Below are 17,443 nucleotides of genomic sequence, written 5' to 3'. Positions count from 1 at the left end.
TGCGGCCTGGGCCGGGGGCAGGGCCGTCACCGGGGGTTCGGCACGCGCCGCCCCCGCCGCCAGCCCGAGCAGACAGCACAACAGGGTTCGTACTGCTGTCACGGCTTACGGCCACCAGAACGCGGTCAGGCTCGCAACGCCGGGCTCGATGGCAGTGTCCCTGGGAATCTGCAGTACCGCTATTCCGCCCGGGGCCATGCCGCGGTATTCGCTGCTGCTGCCGTCGCTCATCAGCGCCACCAGTTGTTCCAGTGCGGGGTTGTGCCCGACCACCAGCAGCCGATCCACGTCCCTGCGGTCATCGACCAGGGCAGCCAATGCACCGGGCGTCGCCTCGTAAATCCCGTCGTCCAAGCGCTTTTCGACGTTGCCGATGACGCCCAGCACCGCTTCAAGGGTCTCGCGGGTACGCCGCGCGGGTGAATACAGCACGCAGTCGGGCAGCAGGTTGTTTTCTTTCAGCCATTTGCCGGCGGCTTCGGCTTCGGCCAGCCCGGTCGACGACAACGGCCGGTCAAGGTCGGCCTGGCCGGTACCCGCAGGTTCGGCATGGGCGTGGCGCAGCAGGATCAGTTCTCGCATAAGGCTCTCTTCTGGCTCAGGCAATCTTCAACCACTTCAACAGTGGCTCCCAGTCACTCTGGTGCTCGCGCACCTGCGCGGAGCGGTAATCGAACAGGCTTCGGCCCAGGCCGGTCATGACCACGTAGCCCTGGGTATCGCGCAGCTTGGCAACGACCGGGTACGGCCACTCCTCCAGCATCTGCTCGGCCTGGCGGGAGGTCTGGGTCCACGGTTTGGTGCGGTTGAGCACCAGCCCCACCGGCAGCTTGCGCTTGTGCACGCGCGGCACCTTGGACAGGGTGTTCAGGAAGCCGACGATGGCTTCGATGTCCAGCGCCGAGGGCAGCACCGGCACCACCACCGCGTCGGCCACGTCCAGGAAGGCGTCCAGCTCACCGGCGCGGGCGCCGGCGGGGGCATCGATGACCAATACCTCGGTGTCGTCAGGCACGTGCTTGAGCGGGTGCTTGCCGCTGGCATCAATGGGCAGCACCGCGCTTTCCAGCCCGGCACGGCGTTCTGCCCAGCGGGTGCTGGAGCCTTGCGGGTCGGCGTCGGCCAGTACGGTCCGTTTGCCGGCCAGGGCGGCCTGCGCCGCCAGGTGGGTGGCAATGGTGGATTTACCCACCCCACCCTTGGAACCGGCTACCAGGATCGTCTTCATGCCAGCCTCGCTTCCGGGGAACGTGACCCGAGCGTACACCGCCCTCCGTGATGGAGATAGTCGCGCGGCTGAACCTCCTGCATCCCGCGCCGCTTTGCTATCGTGCGCGATCCAATGGACTGCAAGCCGGCATGAGCGAGTTACAGGACCTCAGCGCGTTGATCCGCGCCAATACCCCGCTGATCGTGATCGAGACCCAGGACGAGGGTCGTGTGGTGGAGCTGTTCCGGCAGACCCTGATGCATGTCTGGCGGGCCCTGCACCGCTGGTCCATCACCGAAGGCCTGCGCCGGATCGACATGGACCGCGAGGACGACGCGGTCGGCCCGCCCGATGCCAGTTCGGCCCTGCAGATGATCCGCCAGGCCGACCAGCGCGGCATCTACCTGCTGCTCGATTTCCACCCTTACCTGGGCTATGCCAGCCACCAGCGCGCGCTGCGCGACCTGATCCAGCGCCGCCACTGCGAGGCCCACGTACTGGTGCTGATCGGCGCCAAGGTGGAGCTGCCGGCCGAGCTGGAGGCGCTGGCCACCCGCTTCAACCCGCGCCTGCCCGACCCCAACGCGCTGCTCAAGATGCTGCGCGAGGAAGTGGCCGCCTATGCGCGCGAGAACGGTGGCCGCCGGGTCGAAGTGGACAACGATGCGGTCAAGAAGATCCTGCACAACCTGCGTGGGCTGAGCCTGGTGGATGCACGGCGGATCGCCCGCCAGCTGATCTTCGCCGACGGTGCCATCAGCCAGGACGACCTGCCGCAGCTGGCGAAGCTGAAGTTCGAGCTGCTCAACCGCGCCGGGCACCTGCATTACGAATACGACACCACCCGCTTCGCCGACGTGGCCGGGGCCAACCGGCTCAAGCGCTGGGTCAACCAGCGTCGCCCGGTGTTCCTGGGCGGCCAGGGCCCGGCCGGGCTGGACCCGCCCAAGGGCATGCTGCTGCTGGGCGTGCAGGGCTGCGGCAAATCGATGCTGGCCAAAGCCACCGCCGCCGGCTTCGGGGTGCCGCTGCTGCGCCTGGACTTCGGCAGCCTGTACGACAAGTTCCACGGCGAAACCGAGAAGAACCTGCGCGAGGCGCTGGCCTCGGCCGAGCAGCTGGCGCCGTGCGTGCTGTGGATCGACGAGATCGAGAAGGGGCTGGCCAGTGGTGGCGAGGACGGCGGCGTGTCCCGGCGCGTGCTGGGTCACCTGTTGACCTGGCTGGCCGAGCGCAAGAGCCAGGTGTTCATCGTGGCCACCGCCAACCAGGTGCATGAGCTGCCGCCGGAGCTGCTGCGCAAAGGCCGCTTCGACGAGATCTTCTTCGTCGACCTGCCCGATGCCAATACCCGGGTGGAGCTGCTGCGGCTGCACCTGGGCCGGCGCACGCTCAATGCCGACGATTTCGCGCTGCCGGCGCTGGCGGCGGCCAGCGATGGTTTCTCTGGCGCGGAAATCGAACAGGCCGTGGTGGCCGGGCTGTACGCGGCACATGCCGAACAACGTGCGCTGGACACCGAACTGCTGATGACCGAGATCCGCGGCAGCCGCCCGCTGTCGGTGCTGATGGCCGAACAGGTCAACGGCCTGCGCGACTGGGCACGCGGGCGTACCGTCAGCGCGGACGAATAGACCACGCTCCAGCACGGTGCGGCCACCGGCTTCGAGCAGGGTCGAAGCCGGCGTAACCTGCGGGTGTTACGGCCAAGCCGGCGGCTGCGCCGCCCAGGCCTGCTGCACTTCGGCCAAGGTGGCACGTTCACTGTCGCGCCAGCCCGGCAGTGCCTGCGCGTAGCCGTCGCTGGTGCTCCAACGCTGCGGCTCGGTGCGCACGGCGGCGGCGTACCACTTCACCGCTTCGTCCTTGCGACCCAGCGTCCACAACGCCAGCGCGTAGGTCTGCGGCACCCACGATGCGTTGCCGCGCAGACCCTGCTGGGCGCTGTGCCACTGCACCAGGGCCGCCTCGGCGTCACCCTGGCGGAACAGATCCCAGCCATGGTTCCAGCGCACCATGCGGCCCGGCACCGAGGTACCCGGCGCATTCTTTTCCGCATCGGCGTACAGCTCGCGGCCCAGCTCCGGGCGGCCCTGTGCATAGGCCACGCTGGCCAGCTGCACGGTGGCTTCCAGCGCCTTGCGGCCACGTTCGCGTTGTTTCATCAGCTGGTCGACGACATCGCTGCTGTCGGCCGGCACGACCACGGGCGTGACCGCAGCCACGTCGTCATCGAAGTAGAACTCCTGCAATGCCGGCAACGATTGCGCTGCCGCCCCGAACACATTCATCCCCGCCGCCAGCACCATGCCGGCCAGCATCTTTCTTGCCACTGCCATACAAACTCCCCCAGGTTGTCACAACAACCTCCCTCCCCGATCCTAACCGCAGCTCGCCCGCGGTGCGAGTCCCGAAGGCCAGAAAATGCCCGGCTGATACAATTCCGCCCTTTCCGGCCGCCCTCGCGGTGGCCGTGCCAGCCGTCAGCACGGGCCAGCCATGACCAGTACCGCCGAACTCACCTCGCCTTCGTCCGCCAACCTGCCTGCCGGGCCGCTGGACGACAGCTACACGCTGGACCACAAGTACACCCGTACCGATGGCCGCATTTACCTGAGCGGGGTGCAGGCTCTGGTACGCCTGCCGCTGATGCAGCGGCTGCGCGACCAAGCCGCCGGGCTGGACACCGCCGGCTTCATCAGCGGCTACCGCGGCAGCCCGTTGGGCGGCTTCGACCTGGAACTGTGGCGCGCCCGCCAGCACCTGGAGGCGGCGAAGGTGAAGTTCACCCCCGGCCTCAACGAGGATCTGGGCGCGACCATGGTCTGGGGCACCCAGCAGACCAACCTGTTCCCCGGGGCCAAGGTCCAGGGCGTGTACGGCATGTGGTACGGCAAGGGCCCCGGCGTGGACCGCTGCGGCGATGTGTTCAAGCACGCCAATGCGGCGGGTACGTCCGTGCACGGTGGGGTGCTGGCGCTGGCCGCCGACGACCACGCCTGCCGCAGCTCCACCCTGCCCCACGGCAGCGAAGATGAATTCGTCAGCGCGATGATGCCGGTGCTCAACCCGGCCGGCGTGCAGGACATCCTGGACATGGGCCTCCTCGGCTGGGCCATGAGCCGTTACACCGGGCGCTGGATCGGCTTCAAGACCATCGCCGAGACGGTGGAATCGTCCGCGTCGGTGCAGGTGGACCCGTTCGCGCGCCGGATCGTGCTGCCGGAAGACTTCGAAATGCCCGCCGGCGGGCTCAACATCCGCTGGCCGGACCCGCCGCTGGACCAGGAAATGCGCCTGCACCGCTATGCGGTCAAGGCCGCCCAGGCGTTCGCGCGGGCCAATGGCATCGACCGGGTGGTGATGGATTCGCCGCGTGCGCGGCTGGGTATCGTCACCACCGGCAAGAGCTACCTGGACGTGCTGCAGGCGCTGGAGTACCTGGGCCTGGACGAGCGCGCCTGCGCCGACATCGGCATCCGCGTGTACAAGGTCGGCATGACCTGGCCGCTGGAACCGGAAGGCATCGCGCGCTTCGCCCAGGGGCTGGAGGACATCGTGGTGGTGGAGGAGAAGCGGGCCTTCATCGAGCGCCAGATGAAGGAGCAGTTCTACAACTGGCCGTCCAGCTGGGGCCAGCGCCCGTCCATCGTCGGCAAGTACGACGAAGCCGGCCAGTGGATCCTGCCGTCCACCAACGAACTCACCCCGGCCACCATTGCCGGCGTGATCGGCCGCCGCATCCAGCGCTTCTTCACCAATGACTCCATTGAACAGCGCCTGCGCTGGATGGATGCCAAGGAGGCCGAACTGGCATTGCCGCGCGCCAGTTTCCCGCGCGTGCCGCATTACTGCTCGGGCTGCCCGCACAACACCTCCACCCGCGTGCCGGAAGGCTCGCGTGCGCTGGGCGGCATCGGCTGCCACTACATGGTCACCTGGATGGACCGCAGCACCGACACCTTCACCCACATGGGCGGGGAAGGCGTGACGTGGGCCGGCCAGGCCGCGTTCACCGATACCGAACACGTGTTCCAGAACCTGGGCGATGGCACCTATTTCCACAGTGGCTCGCTGGCGATCCGCCAGGCGATCGCCGCCGGGGTCAACATCACCTACAAGATCCTCTACAACGACGCGGTGGCGATGACCGGCGGCCAGCCGGTGGACGGCACCCTGACCGTGCCGCAGATCGCCCACCAGATGCGCGCCGAAGGCGTGCAGACGATCGTGCTGGTGAGCGATGAGATCGGCAAGTGGAACAAGCGCGAGCTGTTCCCCGAGGGCGTGGAATTCCATGACCGCGCCGAGCTGGATGCGGTGCAGAAGCAGCTGCGCGAAGTGAAGGGCACCAGCATCCTGATCTACGAACAGACCTGCGCCACCGAAAAGCGCCGCCGCCGCAAGCGCGGCAAGCTGGTGGACCCGCCCAAGCGCGTGGTGGTCAATTCACTGGTGTGCGAGGGCTGCGGCGACTGCGGCCAGAAGAGCTTCTGCGTGTCGGTGCTGCCGAAGGAAACCGAATTCGGGCGCAAGCGCGATATCGACCAGTCCAACTGCAACAAGGATTATTCCTGCACCACCGGTTTCTGCCCCAGCTTCGTCACCGTGCACGGCGGCACGCTGCGCAAGGGCTCGCGCAGCGAGCGCAGCAGCCTGCTCGACAACCTGCCCGTGCCGACCTTCCGCAGCACGCTCGAGCAGCCCTGGAACATCCTGATCACCGGCGTGGGTGGCACCGGCGTGGTGACCATCGGCGCGCTGCTGGGCATGGCCGGGCACCTGGAAGGCAAGGGTGCCAGCGTGCTCGACCAGACCGGACTGGCCCAGAAGGGCGGCGCGGTCACCACGCATATCCGCATCGCCAAGCGTCCGGAAGACATCCATGCGGTGCGCATCGCCGCCGGCGAAGCCGACCTGGTGGTGGGCTGCGACATGGTGGTGGTCAACGATTACTGGGCGCTGTCGAAGGTGCGCGCCGAGCGCTCGCAGGTGGTGCTCAACACCTATGAAGCCATGCCGGGCACCTTCACCACCCGCCCGGACATGCAGTTCCCGGCGGCCGACATCATTGCCGGCATCCGCGTGGCGCTGGGCGGCCGCGACCCGCTGCTGCTGGATGCCACCCAGCTGGCCACCGCGCTGCTTGGAGATGCGATTGCCTCCAACCTGTTCATCCTGGGCTACGCCTGGCAGCAGGGGCTGGTGCCGATCTCGTTCGAGGCGCTGATGCGCGCGGTCGAGCTCAATGGCGCAGCGGTGGCGATGAACCAGCAGGCATTCGCGTGGGGCCGGCTGGCCGCCGTGGATCCTCAGGCGGTGCAGCAGGCCGCCGGTCTGGTCCGCAACGGCCATACCGATGCCGAGCGCACCCCGGGCCCGCTGCACGACCTGCCGCCGGGCGAATGGGAAGGCAATGAGTGGGGCGCCACCGCCGCGCCGCGCGAAACCGGCGACGAGCGCGAACTGCGTGGCCTGCCCGGGCATGGCGGCGGCAGCGACGTGGCATTCCTGCCGCTGGATGACGAGCGCCTGTCGCGTTCGCTGGATGAGCTGGTGGAACGCCGCGTGCGCTTCCTCACCGAGTACCAGGACGCGGCCTATGCCGCGCGCTACCGCGCGCTGGTCGACCGCGTGCGCACGGCGGAGTGGGACAAGGCCGGCAGCACGGCGCTGACCGAAACCGTGGCGCGTTACTACTTCAAGCTCATGGCCTACAAGGACGAGTACGAAGTGGCGCGCCTGTACACCAGCGGCGAATTCCAGCGCCGCCTGCAGCAGCAGTTCGAGGGCGATTTCCAGGTGCACTTCCACCTGGCCCCGCCGCTGTTCGCGAAGAAGGACGAACAGGGCCGCCTGATCAAGCAGGAATACGGGCCGTGGATGCTCAAGGCGTTCGGCCTGCTTGCGAAGTTGAAGTTCCTGCGCGGTGGCACGTTCGACATCTTTGGCCGCACCGAAGAGCGCCGGGGCGAGCGCCAGCTGATTGCCGATTACGAACAGACCGTGGCACTGCTGCTGGAAGGGTTGAGCGATGACCGCGTTGCGTTGGCGGTGGAGATTGCCAGCATTCCGGAACATATCCGCGGCTATGGGCATGTAAAGGAAGCGCACCTGCACAAGGCCAAGGCGCGTGAAGCGGTGCTGCTGGCGCAGTGGCGCAACCCGAAGGCACTGCATATCGTGCAGGTGGCGTAATCGCTGCCCCTGCGTATCAGGGCGATGCGTTTTCGAACGCACCGCCCTGACACCCGGAACGCACGCGCACCCCCAGGGTAGAGCGGACCGTTGGTCCGCTGCGCGCGAAGCGCGCTGCCGCCCGCGTTCGCAGCTTCCGGCATCCCGCGAAAGGCAGCGGACCAACGGTCCGCTCTACCGTCCGCCGCCGCTGTGTCGCACGGGTCCGGCACACCGAAAGTGTGCCACTCATTCCACGTTGCGCCACGGCGGCGCAATGCCGCTCCTGTCACGGCATACACTGAGGCTACACTTGCATCACGCCTGCCAGGTGACCCGCCGACGCTGCACAAGCGCAAGCCGCACGCCCTGTTGCGGGAAACACCGATGCCCTAAGGGCGCAAAGACAAGGAAGCTGACATGCCGAAGATGCCCCTGCAGGTCGCCGCTGTCGCAAGCCTCGCGCTGGCTGCTTGTGCAACGCCCGGGGCGGCAACGTCCCAGCCCACGGAGATTCAGGAGAGCAAGCCAATGCACGGTGCACGCTATACCTACCCCGACCCTCCGGTCGTGACCAGCGGTGAGCTGGTGTCCGAGGGCGATCCCGCCATCTCGGCGAAGATGAACTACAAGCCGGTGGAATGGCCGCTGCGGTTTGAGAAGCACAGCTTCGGCCCGCGCTGCTACGACACGCTTGAATGCCATGTGATCTACGACAACTTCAAGTTTGGCGGGGACAAGCCTACGAGGTCATCAGCGTCCTATGGCCCAGATTACCTCAAGGGTTGGAACGGCAGCTACGGCGCGGTTCCCAACTTTCCGTCTGCCGCCAAGGTGATCTGGCGTTCGAAGGATGGCACTTCACACGAGGCCGAGATTGATATCGGGGAAATCTTCAAGGACGGACTGGTTCGTCACTTCGTTCCGCGAGAAGAAGTTTCCGACGCGCCAGACGGCAAGATTGTCGTCAGTCCCTCTATCTTGCTTGAAGTGAACGACCGCACCATCCGGGTTTACATGAACGCATTCGTGCCGACCAAGCACATGCAGATACCAGGAAATCGGCGCAGCGGGTTCCGCGATGACCTCTATCTGGCGAAGACCTACGAGTACTGATCACAAGGAGCGCCGCAATGGGAAAGGGAAGTTCCAGTCGAGGCAGCAGAGCAGTTGCAGCTGGGGATCTCCGCATGGAGCAGGACATGCGGGAACAGTTGGGGCAGCTATCAGTCCCTGTGCTCCAGCGTCAAGGAAGTGCTCATGAGCATCTTTTCTTCGCATTCCTGGATGGAACGGGCCAAGACCTCGACAATCCGAAGCTCGGCCCCAGTACAACTGTCGGGCTGCTGTTTGAACAGGCTCTGGCTCACTCCGCCGAGCCCGACAATCGAATGGCTGCGCATTACTCAAGAGGCATAGGCACCCAGCCGAACGCCGTGGGTCGCACGCTCGATGGAATGCTCGCGTACTCGTGGGATGACAACATCAAGGATGCTTACGTTGAGCTGGCTCGTAAGACCAGTCTTTGGGTAAGAAGCGATCCCGAGGCCGAGGTCCGCGTCATTGGAACTGGCTACAGCCGCGGCGCAGTGCAGACTGCGGGCTTGCTTCGTTTGATCGACCAGTACGGGATTGCCGATCCTGCGGATCTCAAGTTTGGCAATGATCAGAACGGCAACATCAGTGTCCTCAGTAGCTCTCCGCCGTTGATCGGTCCAGGCAAGATCGCCCAGGCCGCGCTGCTGTTCGACCCGGTGGCGACCAACATGCCGAGAAACTACGACGCGCGTTTGCCGCCCAGCGCTATATCGCGCGTGGCGATCATGGCCGCCCATGAGCAGCGCGAGCTGTTTCCGCACCAGGCCATCAACGATCCCGGGATGACGCCGGATGGGCGCGCGATCAACGTCGCCGCGCCAGGTGGCCATTCCAACGTGGGCGGCGGGAACCGTGATGCTGGCCTGGAGATCCTGACCGGCAACGCCGCCATCGACTATCTGAACACGTTGCGCGACCAGCCACTGTTCGAGAAGCGCGCCGTGCCGATGGACCTCGATACGATGACGCTGTACCAGGCCGGCGGCGCGACCGCGCTGTACGGGTTGAAGATCGACCGCGACGGCGAGCGCAATCTGCGTGATGCACTGGCCAACTGCAAGATCGTCGATCCGTGCAACGACTCCGAGCCGATTGACCAGGCGCTGGCGGCGCGGTTCGAACACCGTTCCATCCAGCCCGATCCGGCGGAACAGGCGCAGCTGCAGGCCCTGGTGGAGCTGGCCGCGCAGCGCGATCAGCGGAAGGCGCCGGACGCCCCCGGTCACGTGGACAATCCCACGCTGGCCCGCATCCGGGAAGGCGTGCAGGCCGCCGAGGACAAGGGGCAGGTCAGCTTCGCGAACGGGCTGGAAAGGGAACAGTTCTGCCGCTCGGCGCTGGCCTGCGCGATGGACAACCGGGAGACGCGCCAGGCGCTGTATCCCGGCAGCAACGACGGCCCGCTGCAGGGGAGCGAGATCTCCCGCGTCGATGAGGTTGTGTTCGGATCGAAGGGCTACGCCTTCCTTGTCCAGCATGGCAGCGGACCGCATGACCAGCAGCGGGTGCCGTTTGATATCGAACTGGCCAAGCAGACGCCGGTAGCGGTGTCGGACCAGAAACTGGAGGCTGCCGCCAGTGAGATCGAGCAGCAGCAGGCATTTCAGTTGCAGCACGCCGCCCCGCAGCAGGCCCCGGAGCCAGCGCTGGGCGGGTTTGCGCGGTAACCAACGTAGGGACACGCCATGCGTGTCCGCGCCGGCCCGGCCTGCGTGTCACCGCCGCCAGACACGCAGCCGGTTGTTGGCCGGCATCGCCACATCGTCAACCAGCCGCAAGCCCTGCGCTGCGGCCAGCGCATCCACCGCCTCGGCATCCCGGATGCCCGACGCCGGGTCCCGCGCCTTCAGCCACCCATCGAACTGCCGGTTGCTGTCGCTGCTGTAGTTACCGTTGTAATTGAATGGACCATACACGCACAGCAGCGCATCGGCGGCCATCACCGCCGGCAGCCCGGCGAAGAGTGCCTGCACGTGCGGCCAGCTCATGATGTGCAGGGTGTTGGCGCTGAACACCGCATCGAAGCCCAGCGGGGCCGCCGGCAGTGGGGCCAGGCCCGGCACCGGCGCAAGTACCGCCTGCAGCGGCCACGGCGCCGGTGCGTTGGGCAGCCCCGCCTCGGCCAGGCGCTCGGCGATACCCGGCAGGTAGTCCGGATGGTCGCTGGCCTGCCACTGCAGGTGCGGCAGCTGGGCGGCGAAGTACTCTGCGTGCTGGCCGGTGCCGCTGCCGATCTCCAGCACGCGGTGGCGGTCCTGCAGCAGGCGGCGCAGCACCGCCAGGATCGGGTCGCGGTTGCGCTCGCAGGCCTCGGACCAGCGTTGTTGGCTCATGACGTTCGGAAATGTCGGATCAGCGCACATCCAACCATGACCGCAGTCACTTGTGCCAGCACCGGGTCGCAAACGACAGTCGAAGGCTGATCGTTCCCGGGGAATCGAACGCTGTGCAACGCCGTGAGTTTTTGACGCTGTCTGGCATGGGTCTGGCGGGCCTGATGGTGCCGCACGCCCGCCTGATCGCCGCCGAGCAGCTGCTCGAGCCGGCCAACGCGGTCCGCAACAAGGCGCTGGCCGAGGCCGCACTGGCTGCCGCCAAACGGGCCGGGGCCAGCTACTGCGACGTCCGCATCGGCCGCTACCTCAACCAGGCGGTGATCACCCGCGAGGCGCGGGTGCAGAACGTCACCAACAGCGAATCGTCCGGGATCGGCATCCGGGTCATCGTCAATGGGGCGTGGGGCTTTGCCGCCACCCACCAGCAGACCCCGGCCGCGATCCTGGCCGCGGTGGAGCAGGCCGCCGCCATCGCCCGTGCCAACGCCACCATCCAGACCCGCCCGGTACAGCTGGCGCCGGTCAAGGGGGTGGGCGATGTGAACTGGAAGACGCCGATCCGCAAGAACGCCATGGCGGTGCCGATCAAGGAGAAGGTCGACCTGCTGCTGAGCCTGAATGCGGCCGCGACCAATGCCGGCGCCGACTTCATCAACTCCACCCTGTTCCTGGTCAACGAGCAGAAGTACTTCGCCTCCAGCGATGGCTCGTTCATCGACCAGGACGTGCACCGCATCTGGCTGCCGTTCACCGCCACCGCCATCGACAAGGGCACCGGCAAGTTCCGTACCCGCGCCGGGCTGTCCTCGCCAATGGGCATGGGCTATGAATTCCTGGATGGCGATGCCAGCGGCAAGATCCAGCTGCCCGGCGGGATCACCGCCTACCGTGACTCGTACGATCCGGTGGAGGATGCCATCGCCGCCGCCCGCCACGCCCGCGAGAAGCTCAAGGCACCGTCGGTCAAGCCGGGCAAGTACGACCTGGTACTGGACCCGTCCAACCTGTTCCTGACCATCCACGAGAACGTCGGCCACCCGCTGGAACTGGACCGGGTGCTCGGCTACGAGGCCAACTACGCCGGCACCAGCTTCGCCACGCTGGACAAGCGCGACGCCGGCTACCGCTGGGGCAGCGAGCGGGTCAACTTCTTTGCCGACAAGACCGCCCCGGGCAGCCTGGGTGCGGTGGGCTACGACGACGAAGGGGTCAAGACCAAGCGCTGGGACCTGGTCAAGGACGGCATCCTCGTCAACTACCAGGCCACCCGCGATGAAGTGCACCTGCTGGGCGAAACCGAATCGCACGGCTGCAGCTACGCCGATTCCTGGTCCAGCGTGCAGTTCCAGCGCATGGCCAACGTGTCGCTGGCACCGGGCAAGACCCCGCTGAGCGTGGCCGACATGATCAAGGACGTGGAGAACGGCATCTACATCCACGGTCGCGGCTCGTATTCCATCGACCAGCAGCGCTTCAACGCGCAGTTCGGCGGGCAGCTGTACTTCCAGATCAAGAACGGGCAGATCGCCGGCATGGTCGAAGACGCCGCGTACCAGATCCGCACGCCGGAGTTCTGGAACGCCTGCAGCGCGATCTGCGACGAGCGCGATTTCCGCTTCGGCGGTTCGTTCTTCGATGGCAAGGGCCAGCCCGGCCAGGTCTCGGCGGTGTCGCATGGCTCGGCGACCACGCGTTTCGACGGCATCAACATCATCAACACCGCACGCAGCCTGGGCTGAGCCGCCCGGCCACCGTGCCAAACGTCACTACCGTTGGACCGCCGCGCCCGCAAGAATCGATGCACCGCTGTACCGCTGATCCCGCCTTGTTCCTGCCACCCCCACACCGACGTGGAGAGCTGCCTTGCAAAGACGTGACTTTCTTGCCCTGACCGGGCTTACTGCTGGCGGCCTGATCGTGCCGGCGTTCTTCGGCAAGGTGATTGCCGCCGAGCAACTGCACAGCACCCTGGACCCGGCGCTGAAGAAGCGCTTGGCCGACGCCGCGCTGGCCGCCGCCCGCCAGGGCGGCGCCACCTACTCCGATGTGCGTATCGGCCGCTACCTGCGCCAGTTCGTGATCACCCGCGAAGACAAGGTGCAGAACGTGGTGAACACCGAGTCCACCGGTGTGGGCATCCGCGTGATCGTCAATGGTGCCTGGGGCTTTGCCGCCACCAACCAGCTCAACCCGACCGATGTGGCGCGTGCCGCCCAGCAGGCGGTGGCCATCGCCAAGGCCAACGCCGGCGTACAGACCGCCAAGGTGCAGCTGGCCGCTGCGCCGGGTGTGGGCGAGGTGAGCTGGAAGACGCCGATCCGCAAGAACGCGATGGAAGTGCCGATCAAGGAGAAGGTCGACCTGCTGCTGGACGTCAACGCCGCCGCGATGGGTGCGGGGGCCAGCTTCGTCAATTCGATGCTGTTCCTGGTCAACGAGCAGAAGTACTTCGCGTCCACCGATGGCTCCTACATCGACCAGGACGTGCACCGCATCTGGGCGCCGATGACGGTCACCGCCATCGACAAGGCCAGTGGCAAGTTCCGCACCCGCGAAGGCCTGTCCGCGCCGATGGGCATGGGTTACGAATACCTCGATGGCGCCGCGAGCGGCAAGGTGCTCACGCCGAACGGCGTGGTCAACTACGGCTCGTCGTACGACATGAAGGAAGACGCCATCGCGGCGGCCAAGCAGGCGCAGGAGAAGCTGAAGGCGCCGTCGGTCAAGCCGGGCAAGTACGACCTGGTGCTGGACCCCTCGCACACCTGGCTGACCATCCACGAATCGGTCGGCCACCCGCTGGAACTGGACCGCGTGCTCGGCTACGAGGCCAACTACGCCGGCACCAGCTTCGCCACCCTGGACAAGCGCGAACAGCACTTCCAGTACGGCAGCGACCTGGTCAACATCTTCGCCGACAAGACCCAGCCGGGCAGCCTCGGTGCGGTGGCCTACGACGATGAAGGCGTCAAGACCAAGCGCTGGGACCTGATCAGCAACGGCAAGCTGGTGGATTACCAGACCATCCGCGACCAGGCCCACATCCTGGGCAAGACCGAATCGGACGGCTGCTGCTATGCCGATTCCTGGTCCAGCGTGCAGTTCCAGCGCATGGCCAACGTGTCGATGGCGCCGGGCAAGACCCCGCTGAGCGTGAGCGACCTGGTCAAGGACGTCGAGAACGGCATCTACATCATCGGCGACGGTTCGTTCTCCATCGACCAGCAGCGCTACAACGCGCAGTTCGGCGGCCAGCTGTTCTATGAAATCAAGAACGGCCAGATCACCCGCATGCTCGAAGACGTGGCCTACCAGATCCGCACGCCGGAGTTCTGGAACGCGTGCAGCGCCGTGGCCGACGAACGCGATTACCGCCTGGGCGGTTCGTTCTTCGACGGCAAGGGCCAGCCGGGCCAGGTTTCGGCGGTCTCGCACGGTTCGTCCACCGCGCGCTTCAACGGCATCAACGTCATCAACACCGCGCGCAGCCTCGGCTGACCGGTCAGGAGCCCTTATTCCATGAGTATCTTCACCGAAGCCCAGGCCAAGGCCATCCTCGACAAGGTCATCGCGCTGTCCAAGGCCGATGAGACCACCGCGGTGCTGGCCGGCTCGATCAACGGCAACATCCGTTTCGCGCTCAACAACGTCTCCACCAGCGGCATCGTCGACAACACCGAACTGGCCGTCACCGTGGCCTTCGGCAAGCGCGTTGGTACCGCCTCGATCAACGAGTTCGACGACGCCGCGCTGGAGCGCGTGGTCCGCCGTGCCGAGGACCTGGCCCGCCTGGCCCCGGAAAACCCGGAGTTCCTGCCGGCCATCGGCAAGCAGGCCTACACCGCCAGCCCGACCTTCAGCGAATCCACCGCCGCCATCGACCCGGCGTTCCGCGCCAAGGTCGCCGCCGATTCGATCGCGCCCTGCCGTGGCAACGGCCTGATCGCCGCCGGCTTCCTGGAAGATGGCCAGGGTTTCCAGGCCACCGCCAACAGCAACGGCAACTTCGGCTACCAGCGCACCACCAACTTCGACTACACCTGCACGGTGCGCACCGAAGACGGGCGCGGCTCGGGCTGGGTGGGCCGCAACCTGAAGGACGCCGCCGACTTCAAGGCCGACCAGGACGTGCGCATCGCCATGCGCAAGGCCACCGAATCGTCCGAAGCCAAGGCGCTGGAGCCGGGCAAGTACACCGTGATCCTGGAACCGGCGGCCGCTGCCGGCCTGATCAGCTTCATGATGAACTTCTTCGATGCGCGCTCTGCCGATGAAGGCCGCAGCTTCCTGTCCAAGAAGGGTGGCGGCAACAAGCTGGGCGAGCAGGTCTACGACCCGCGCGTGAACATGTACGCGGACCCGTGGCACCCCGAGGCGCCGGTGCTGCCGTGGGACCAGCAGGGCCTGCCGCGCAACAAGCTGGCCATCATCGAGAACGGCAAGGTCGCCAACCTGGATTACTCGCGCTTCTGGGCGCAGAAGCAGGGCAAGACCGCCAATGCCACCCCGGGCAACCTGCTGATGAGCGGCGGCGACAAGAGCACCGCCGAGCTGGTGCGCGGCACCCAGAAGGGCATCCTGGTCACCCGTACCTGGTACATCCGCATGGTCGATCCGCAGACCGTGCTGCTCACTGGCCTGACCCGCGACGGCACCTTCTATATCGAAAACGGCCAGATCAAGTACCCGGTGAAGAACTTCCGCTTCAACGAATCGCCGGTGATCATGCTCAACAACATCGAAGAGCTGGGCAAGCCGGTACGCGTGGCCGGTGACGAATCCAGCTTCGTGATGATGATCCCGCCGATGAAGTTGCGCGATTTCACCTTCACCTCGCTGTCCGACGCGGTCTGATGGCGCGCGTGCGGCAATGAACCGCGCGCAGTTCCTGCGGTTGATGCTTGGCGGGGCCGCCCTGGCGGCCCTGCCCTCGTTCGCCCGCGCGCAGGCCGGGCGTTACGACTTCTGGTTCACCCGGCTCAAGTACGACTCCGGCGACTGGGACGTGGACGCGCGCATGCCGTCCAACCTGATCACCTCGCTGATCGACTACACCACGCTGCGGGTCGACCCGACCGAGCATGTGGTGGCGCTGTCCGACCCGCGCATGCTGGAGGCTCCGTTCTGCTACCTGGCCGGGCACAAGCTGGTGGAGTTCAACGCCGCCGAGCGGCAGAACTTCGTGCGCTATGTGCGCAACGGCGGGTTCGTGGTCGTGGATGACTGCAACCACGACATCGACGGGCTCTTCGCCAAGTCGTTCGAAGCGCAGATGGCCAAGCTGTTCGGGCCGGCCGCGCTGAAGAAGCTGCCCAACACGCATGCGCTGTATCGAAGCTTTTTCAAGTTCCCGGACGGGCCACCAGCCACCGGCTTCGAGCTCAATGGCTGGGGCGATGACCTCGTGCACGATTACCTCAAGGGCATCGAGGTCGATGGCCGGCTGGGCGTGCTTTACAGCAATAAAGACTATGGCTGCGAGTGGGACTACGACTGGCGCAACAAGCGCTTCCTGGCCGAGGACAACACCCGGTTCGGGGTGAACATCGTGATGTATGCGTTGAACAACTAGGTTTCGCTGATTTCTTCAGCCACGCAGGGCGTGGCTCTACATTCATTGCTGCGAGCGTGCCATGCAAAACGATAGCCCCATTGACGCCCTTCTCTCCAAGCTGCAGCCCCTGCGCGATGCGCTGGGCACGGCCGTTGTCGGCCAGCATGAGGTGGTGGAGCAGCTGCTGATCGGCCTGCTGGCCGGTGGCCATGTGCTGCTGGAAGGCGCGCCAGGGCTGGGCAAGACCCTGCTGGTGCGTTCGCTCGGGCAGGCGCTGGAGTTGCAGTTCCGGCGCGTGCAGTTCACCCCGGACCTGATGCCCAGCGACATCCTGGGCACCGAGCTGCTGGAGGAAGACCACGGCACCGGCCACCGCCATTTCCGCTTCCAGCAGGGGCCGATCTTCACCCACTTGCTGCTGGCCGACGAGCTCAACCGCACCCCGCCCAAGACCCAGGCGGCGCTGCTGGAAGCCATGCAGGAACGCACTGTCAGCTACGCCGGCACCACCTACCCGTTGCCGGCGCCGTTCTTCGTGCTGGCCACGCAGAACCCGATCGAGCAGGCCGGCACCTACCCGCTGCCGGAAGCCCAGCTGGACCGGTTCCTGCTGCACGTGCGGGTGGACTACCCCACCGAGCAGGAAGAACGCGACATCCTGGTGCAGACCACCGGCAGCAGCAGTGGCACCGTTCCCAAGGTGATGCACGCCGAGGATGTGCTGGCCCTGCAGGCGGCGGTACGGCAGGTGCATGTGAGCGATGACGTCCTGGGCTGGATCACCCGTCTGGTGCGTGCCAGCCGCCCGGGGGCCGGTGCGCCGGATGCGGTGAACCATTGGATCAAGTGGGGCGCCGGCCCGCGTGCCGGGCAGTCGCTGGTGCTGGCGGCCAAGGCCCGCGCGTTGCTGCAGGGGCGTTTCGCGGCCACCCGCGACGACGTGCAGGCGCTGATCGCGCCGGTGATGCGCCATCGCCTGCTGCTCTCGTTCGCCGCCGAAGCCGAGCAGAAGGGCGCCGACGATGTGATCGCCGCGCTGCTGCAGGCCGTGCCCTTCCCCGCCTGAGC

13 protein-coding genes are annotated in these 17,443 nt (G+C 66.4%); 9 read left to right on the top strand and 4 right to left on the bottom strand.

The window, feature by feature from the left end; all coding sequences use genetic code 11:
- Nucleotides 1–105 precede the first annotated feature (105 nt).
- Together SOM39_RS10660 and SOM39_RS10655 are read right to left on the bottom strand one after the other, a co-directional pair.
- Nucleotides 106–582 (bottom strand): SixA phosphatase family protein, encoded by a 477-nt coding sequence (locus tag SOM39_RS10660; RefSeq protein WP_068848219.1) that lies wholly within the window; start codon nt 580–582, stop codon nt 106–108.
- A 16-nt stretch (nt 583–598) separates the two neighbouring features.
- Nucleotides 599–1,228 carry a ParA family protein gene (locus SOM39_RS10655; RefSeq protein WP_217538716.1) on the bottom strand — a complete coding sequence of 210 codons (630 nt, stop codon included), beginning with the start codon at nt 1,226–1,228 and terminating at the stop codon, nt 599–601.
- A gap of 131 nt (nt 1,229–1,359) precedes the next feature.
- On the opposite strand from SOM39_RS10655, the gene SOM39_RS10650 reads away from it, so the two are divergent.
- Nucleotides 1,360–2,844 carry an AAA family ATPase gene (locus SOM39_RS10650; RefSeq protein ID WP_068848215.1) on the top strand — a complete coding sequence of 495 codons (1,485 nt, stop codon included), beginning with the start codon at nt 1,360–1,362 and terminating at the stop codon, nt 2,842–2,844.
- 66 nt (nt 2,845–2,910) lie between these two features.
- On the opposite strand, the gene SOM39_RS10645 is transcribed toward SOM39_RS10650, so the two are convergent.
- Nucleotides 2,911–3,549 (bottom strand): tetratricopeptide repeat protein, encoded by a 639-nt coding sequence (locus tag SOM39_RS10645; protein WP_320458311.1) that lies wholly within the window; start codon nt 3,547–3,549, stop codon nt 2,911–2,913.
- 160 nt (nt 3,550–3,709) lie between these two features.
- Between SOM39_RS10645 and SOM39_RS10640 the strand changes: the two genes are divergently transcribed.
- The 3 genes from SOM39_RS10640 (at nt 3,710) to SOM39_RS10630 (ending at nt 10,152) form a co-directional block, all read left to right on the top strand.
- Nucleotides 3,710–7,408, top strand: coding sequence for an indolepyruvate ferredoxin oxidoreductase family protein (locus tag SOM39_RS10640; protein ID WP_320458310.1), 3,699 nt, complete (start codon nt 3,710–3,712; stop codon nt 7,406–7,408).
- Between the two features lie 399 nt (nt 7,409–7,807).
- Nucleotides 7,808–8,503 carry a hypothetical protein gene (locus SOM39_RS10635; RefSeq protein WP_320458309.1) on the top strand — a complete coding sequence of 232 codons (696 nt, stop codon included), beginning with the start codon at nt 7,808–7,810 and terminating at the stop codon, nt 8,501–8,503.
- 74 nt (nt 8,504–8,577) lie between these two features.
- Entirely contained in the window at nt 8,578–10,152 is a 1,575-nt protein-coding gene (locus SOM39_RS10630; RefSeq protein ID WP_320458308.1) for a phospholipase effector Tle1 domain-containing protein, read from the top strand.
- A gap of 48 nt (nt 10,153–10,200) precedes the next feature.
- Here SOM39_RS10630 and SOM39_RS10625 read toward each other — a convergent pair whose 3' ends face one another.
- Complete coding sequence (locus SOM39_RS10625; protein ID WP_320458307.1) at nt 10,201–10,818, bottom strand: DUF938 domain-containing protein; 618 nt, start codon at nt 10,816–10,818, stop codon at nt 10,201–10,203.
- A 113-nt stretch (nt 10,819–10,931) separates the two neighbouring features.
- On the opposite strand from SOM39_RS10625, the gene SOM39_RS10620 reads away from it, so the two are divergent.
- The 5 genes from SOM39_RS10620 (at nt 10,932) to SOM39_RS10600 (ending at nt 17,441) form a co-directional block, all read left to right on the top strand.
- Entirely contained in the window at nt 10,932–12,560 is a 1,629-nt protein-coding gene (locus SOM39_RS10620; RefSeq protein ID WP_320458306.1) for a TldD/PmbA family protein, read from the top strand.
- Nucleotides 12,561–12,684: 124 nt separating this feature from the next.
- Nucleotides 12,685–14,319, top strand: coding sequence for a TldD/PmbA family protein (locus SOM39_RS10615; RefSeq protein WP_068848202.1), 1,635 nt, complete (start codon nt 12,685–12,687; stop codon nt 14,317–14,319).
- Between the two features lie 21 nt (nt 14,320–14,340).
- The gene (locus tag SOM39_RS10610; protein ID WP_249833429.1) at nt 14,341–15,675 is read left to right on the top strand and encodes a TldD/PmbA family protein; all 1,335 of its coding nucleotides are present in this window, start codon (nt 14,341–14,343) and stop codon (nt 15,673–15,675) included.
- A 16-nt stretch (nt 15,676–15,691) separates the two neighbouring features.
- On the top strand, nt 15,692–16,393 hold the full coding sequence (locus SOM39_RS10605; protein ID WP_320458305.1) for a DUF4159 domain-containing protein: 702 nt from the start codon (nt 15,692–15,694) through the stop codon (nt 16,391–16,393).
- 61 nt (nt 16,394–16,454) lie between these two features.
- Nucleotides 16,455–17,441: an AAA family ATPase gene (locus tag SOM39_RS10600; protein ID WP_068848196.1), complete on the top strand. Its 987-nt coding sequence runs from the start codon at nt 16,455–16,457 to the stop codon at nt 17,439–17,441.
- Nucleotides 17,442–17,443: the final 2 nt, after the last annotated feature.

The sequence above is a fragment of the Stenotrophomonas sp. CFBP8994 genome, from assembly GCF_034044835.1.
Lineage (GTDB): Bacteria > Pseudomonadota > Gammaproteobacteria > Xanthomonadales > Xanthomonadaceae > Stenotrophomonas > Stenotrophomonas rhizophila_A.
This window is presented reverse-complemented; position numbering and strand designations above follow the sequence as displayed.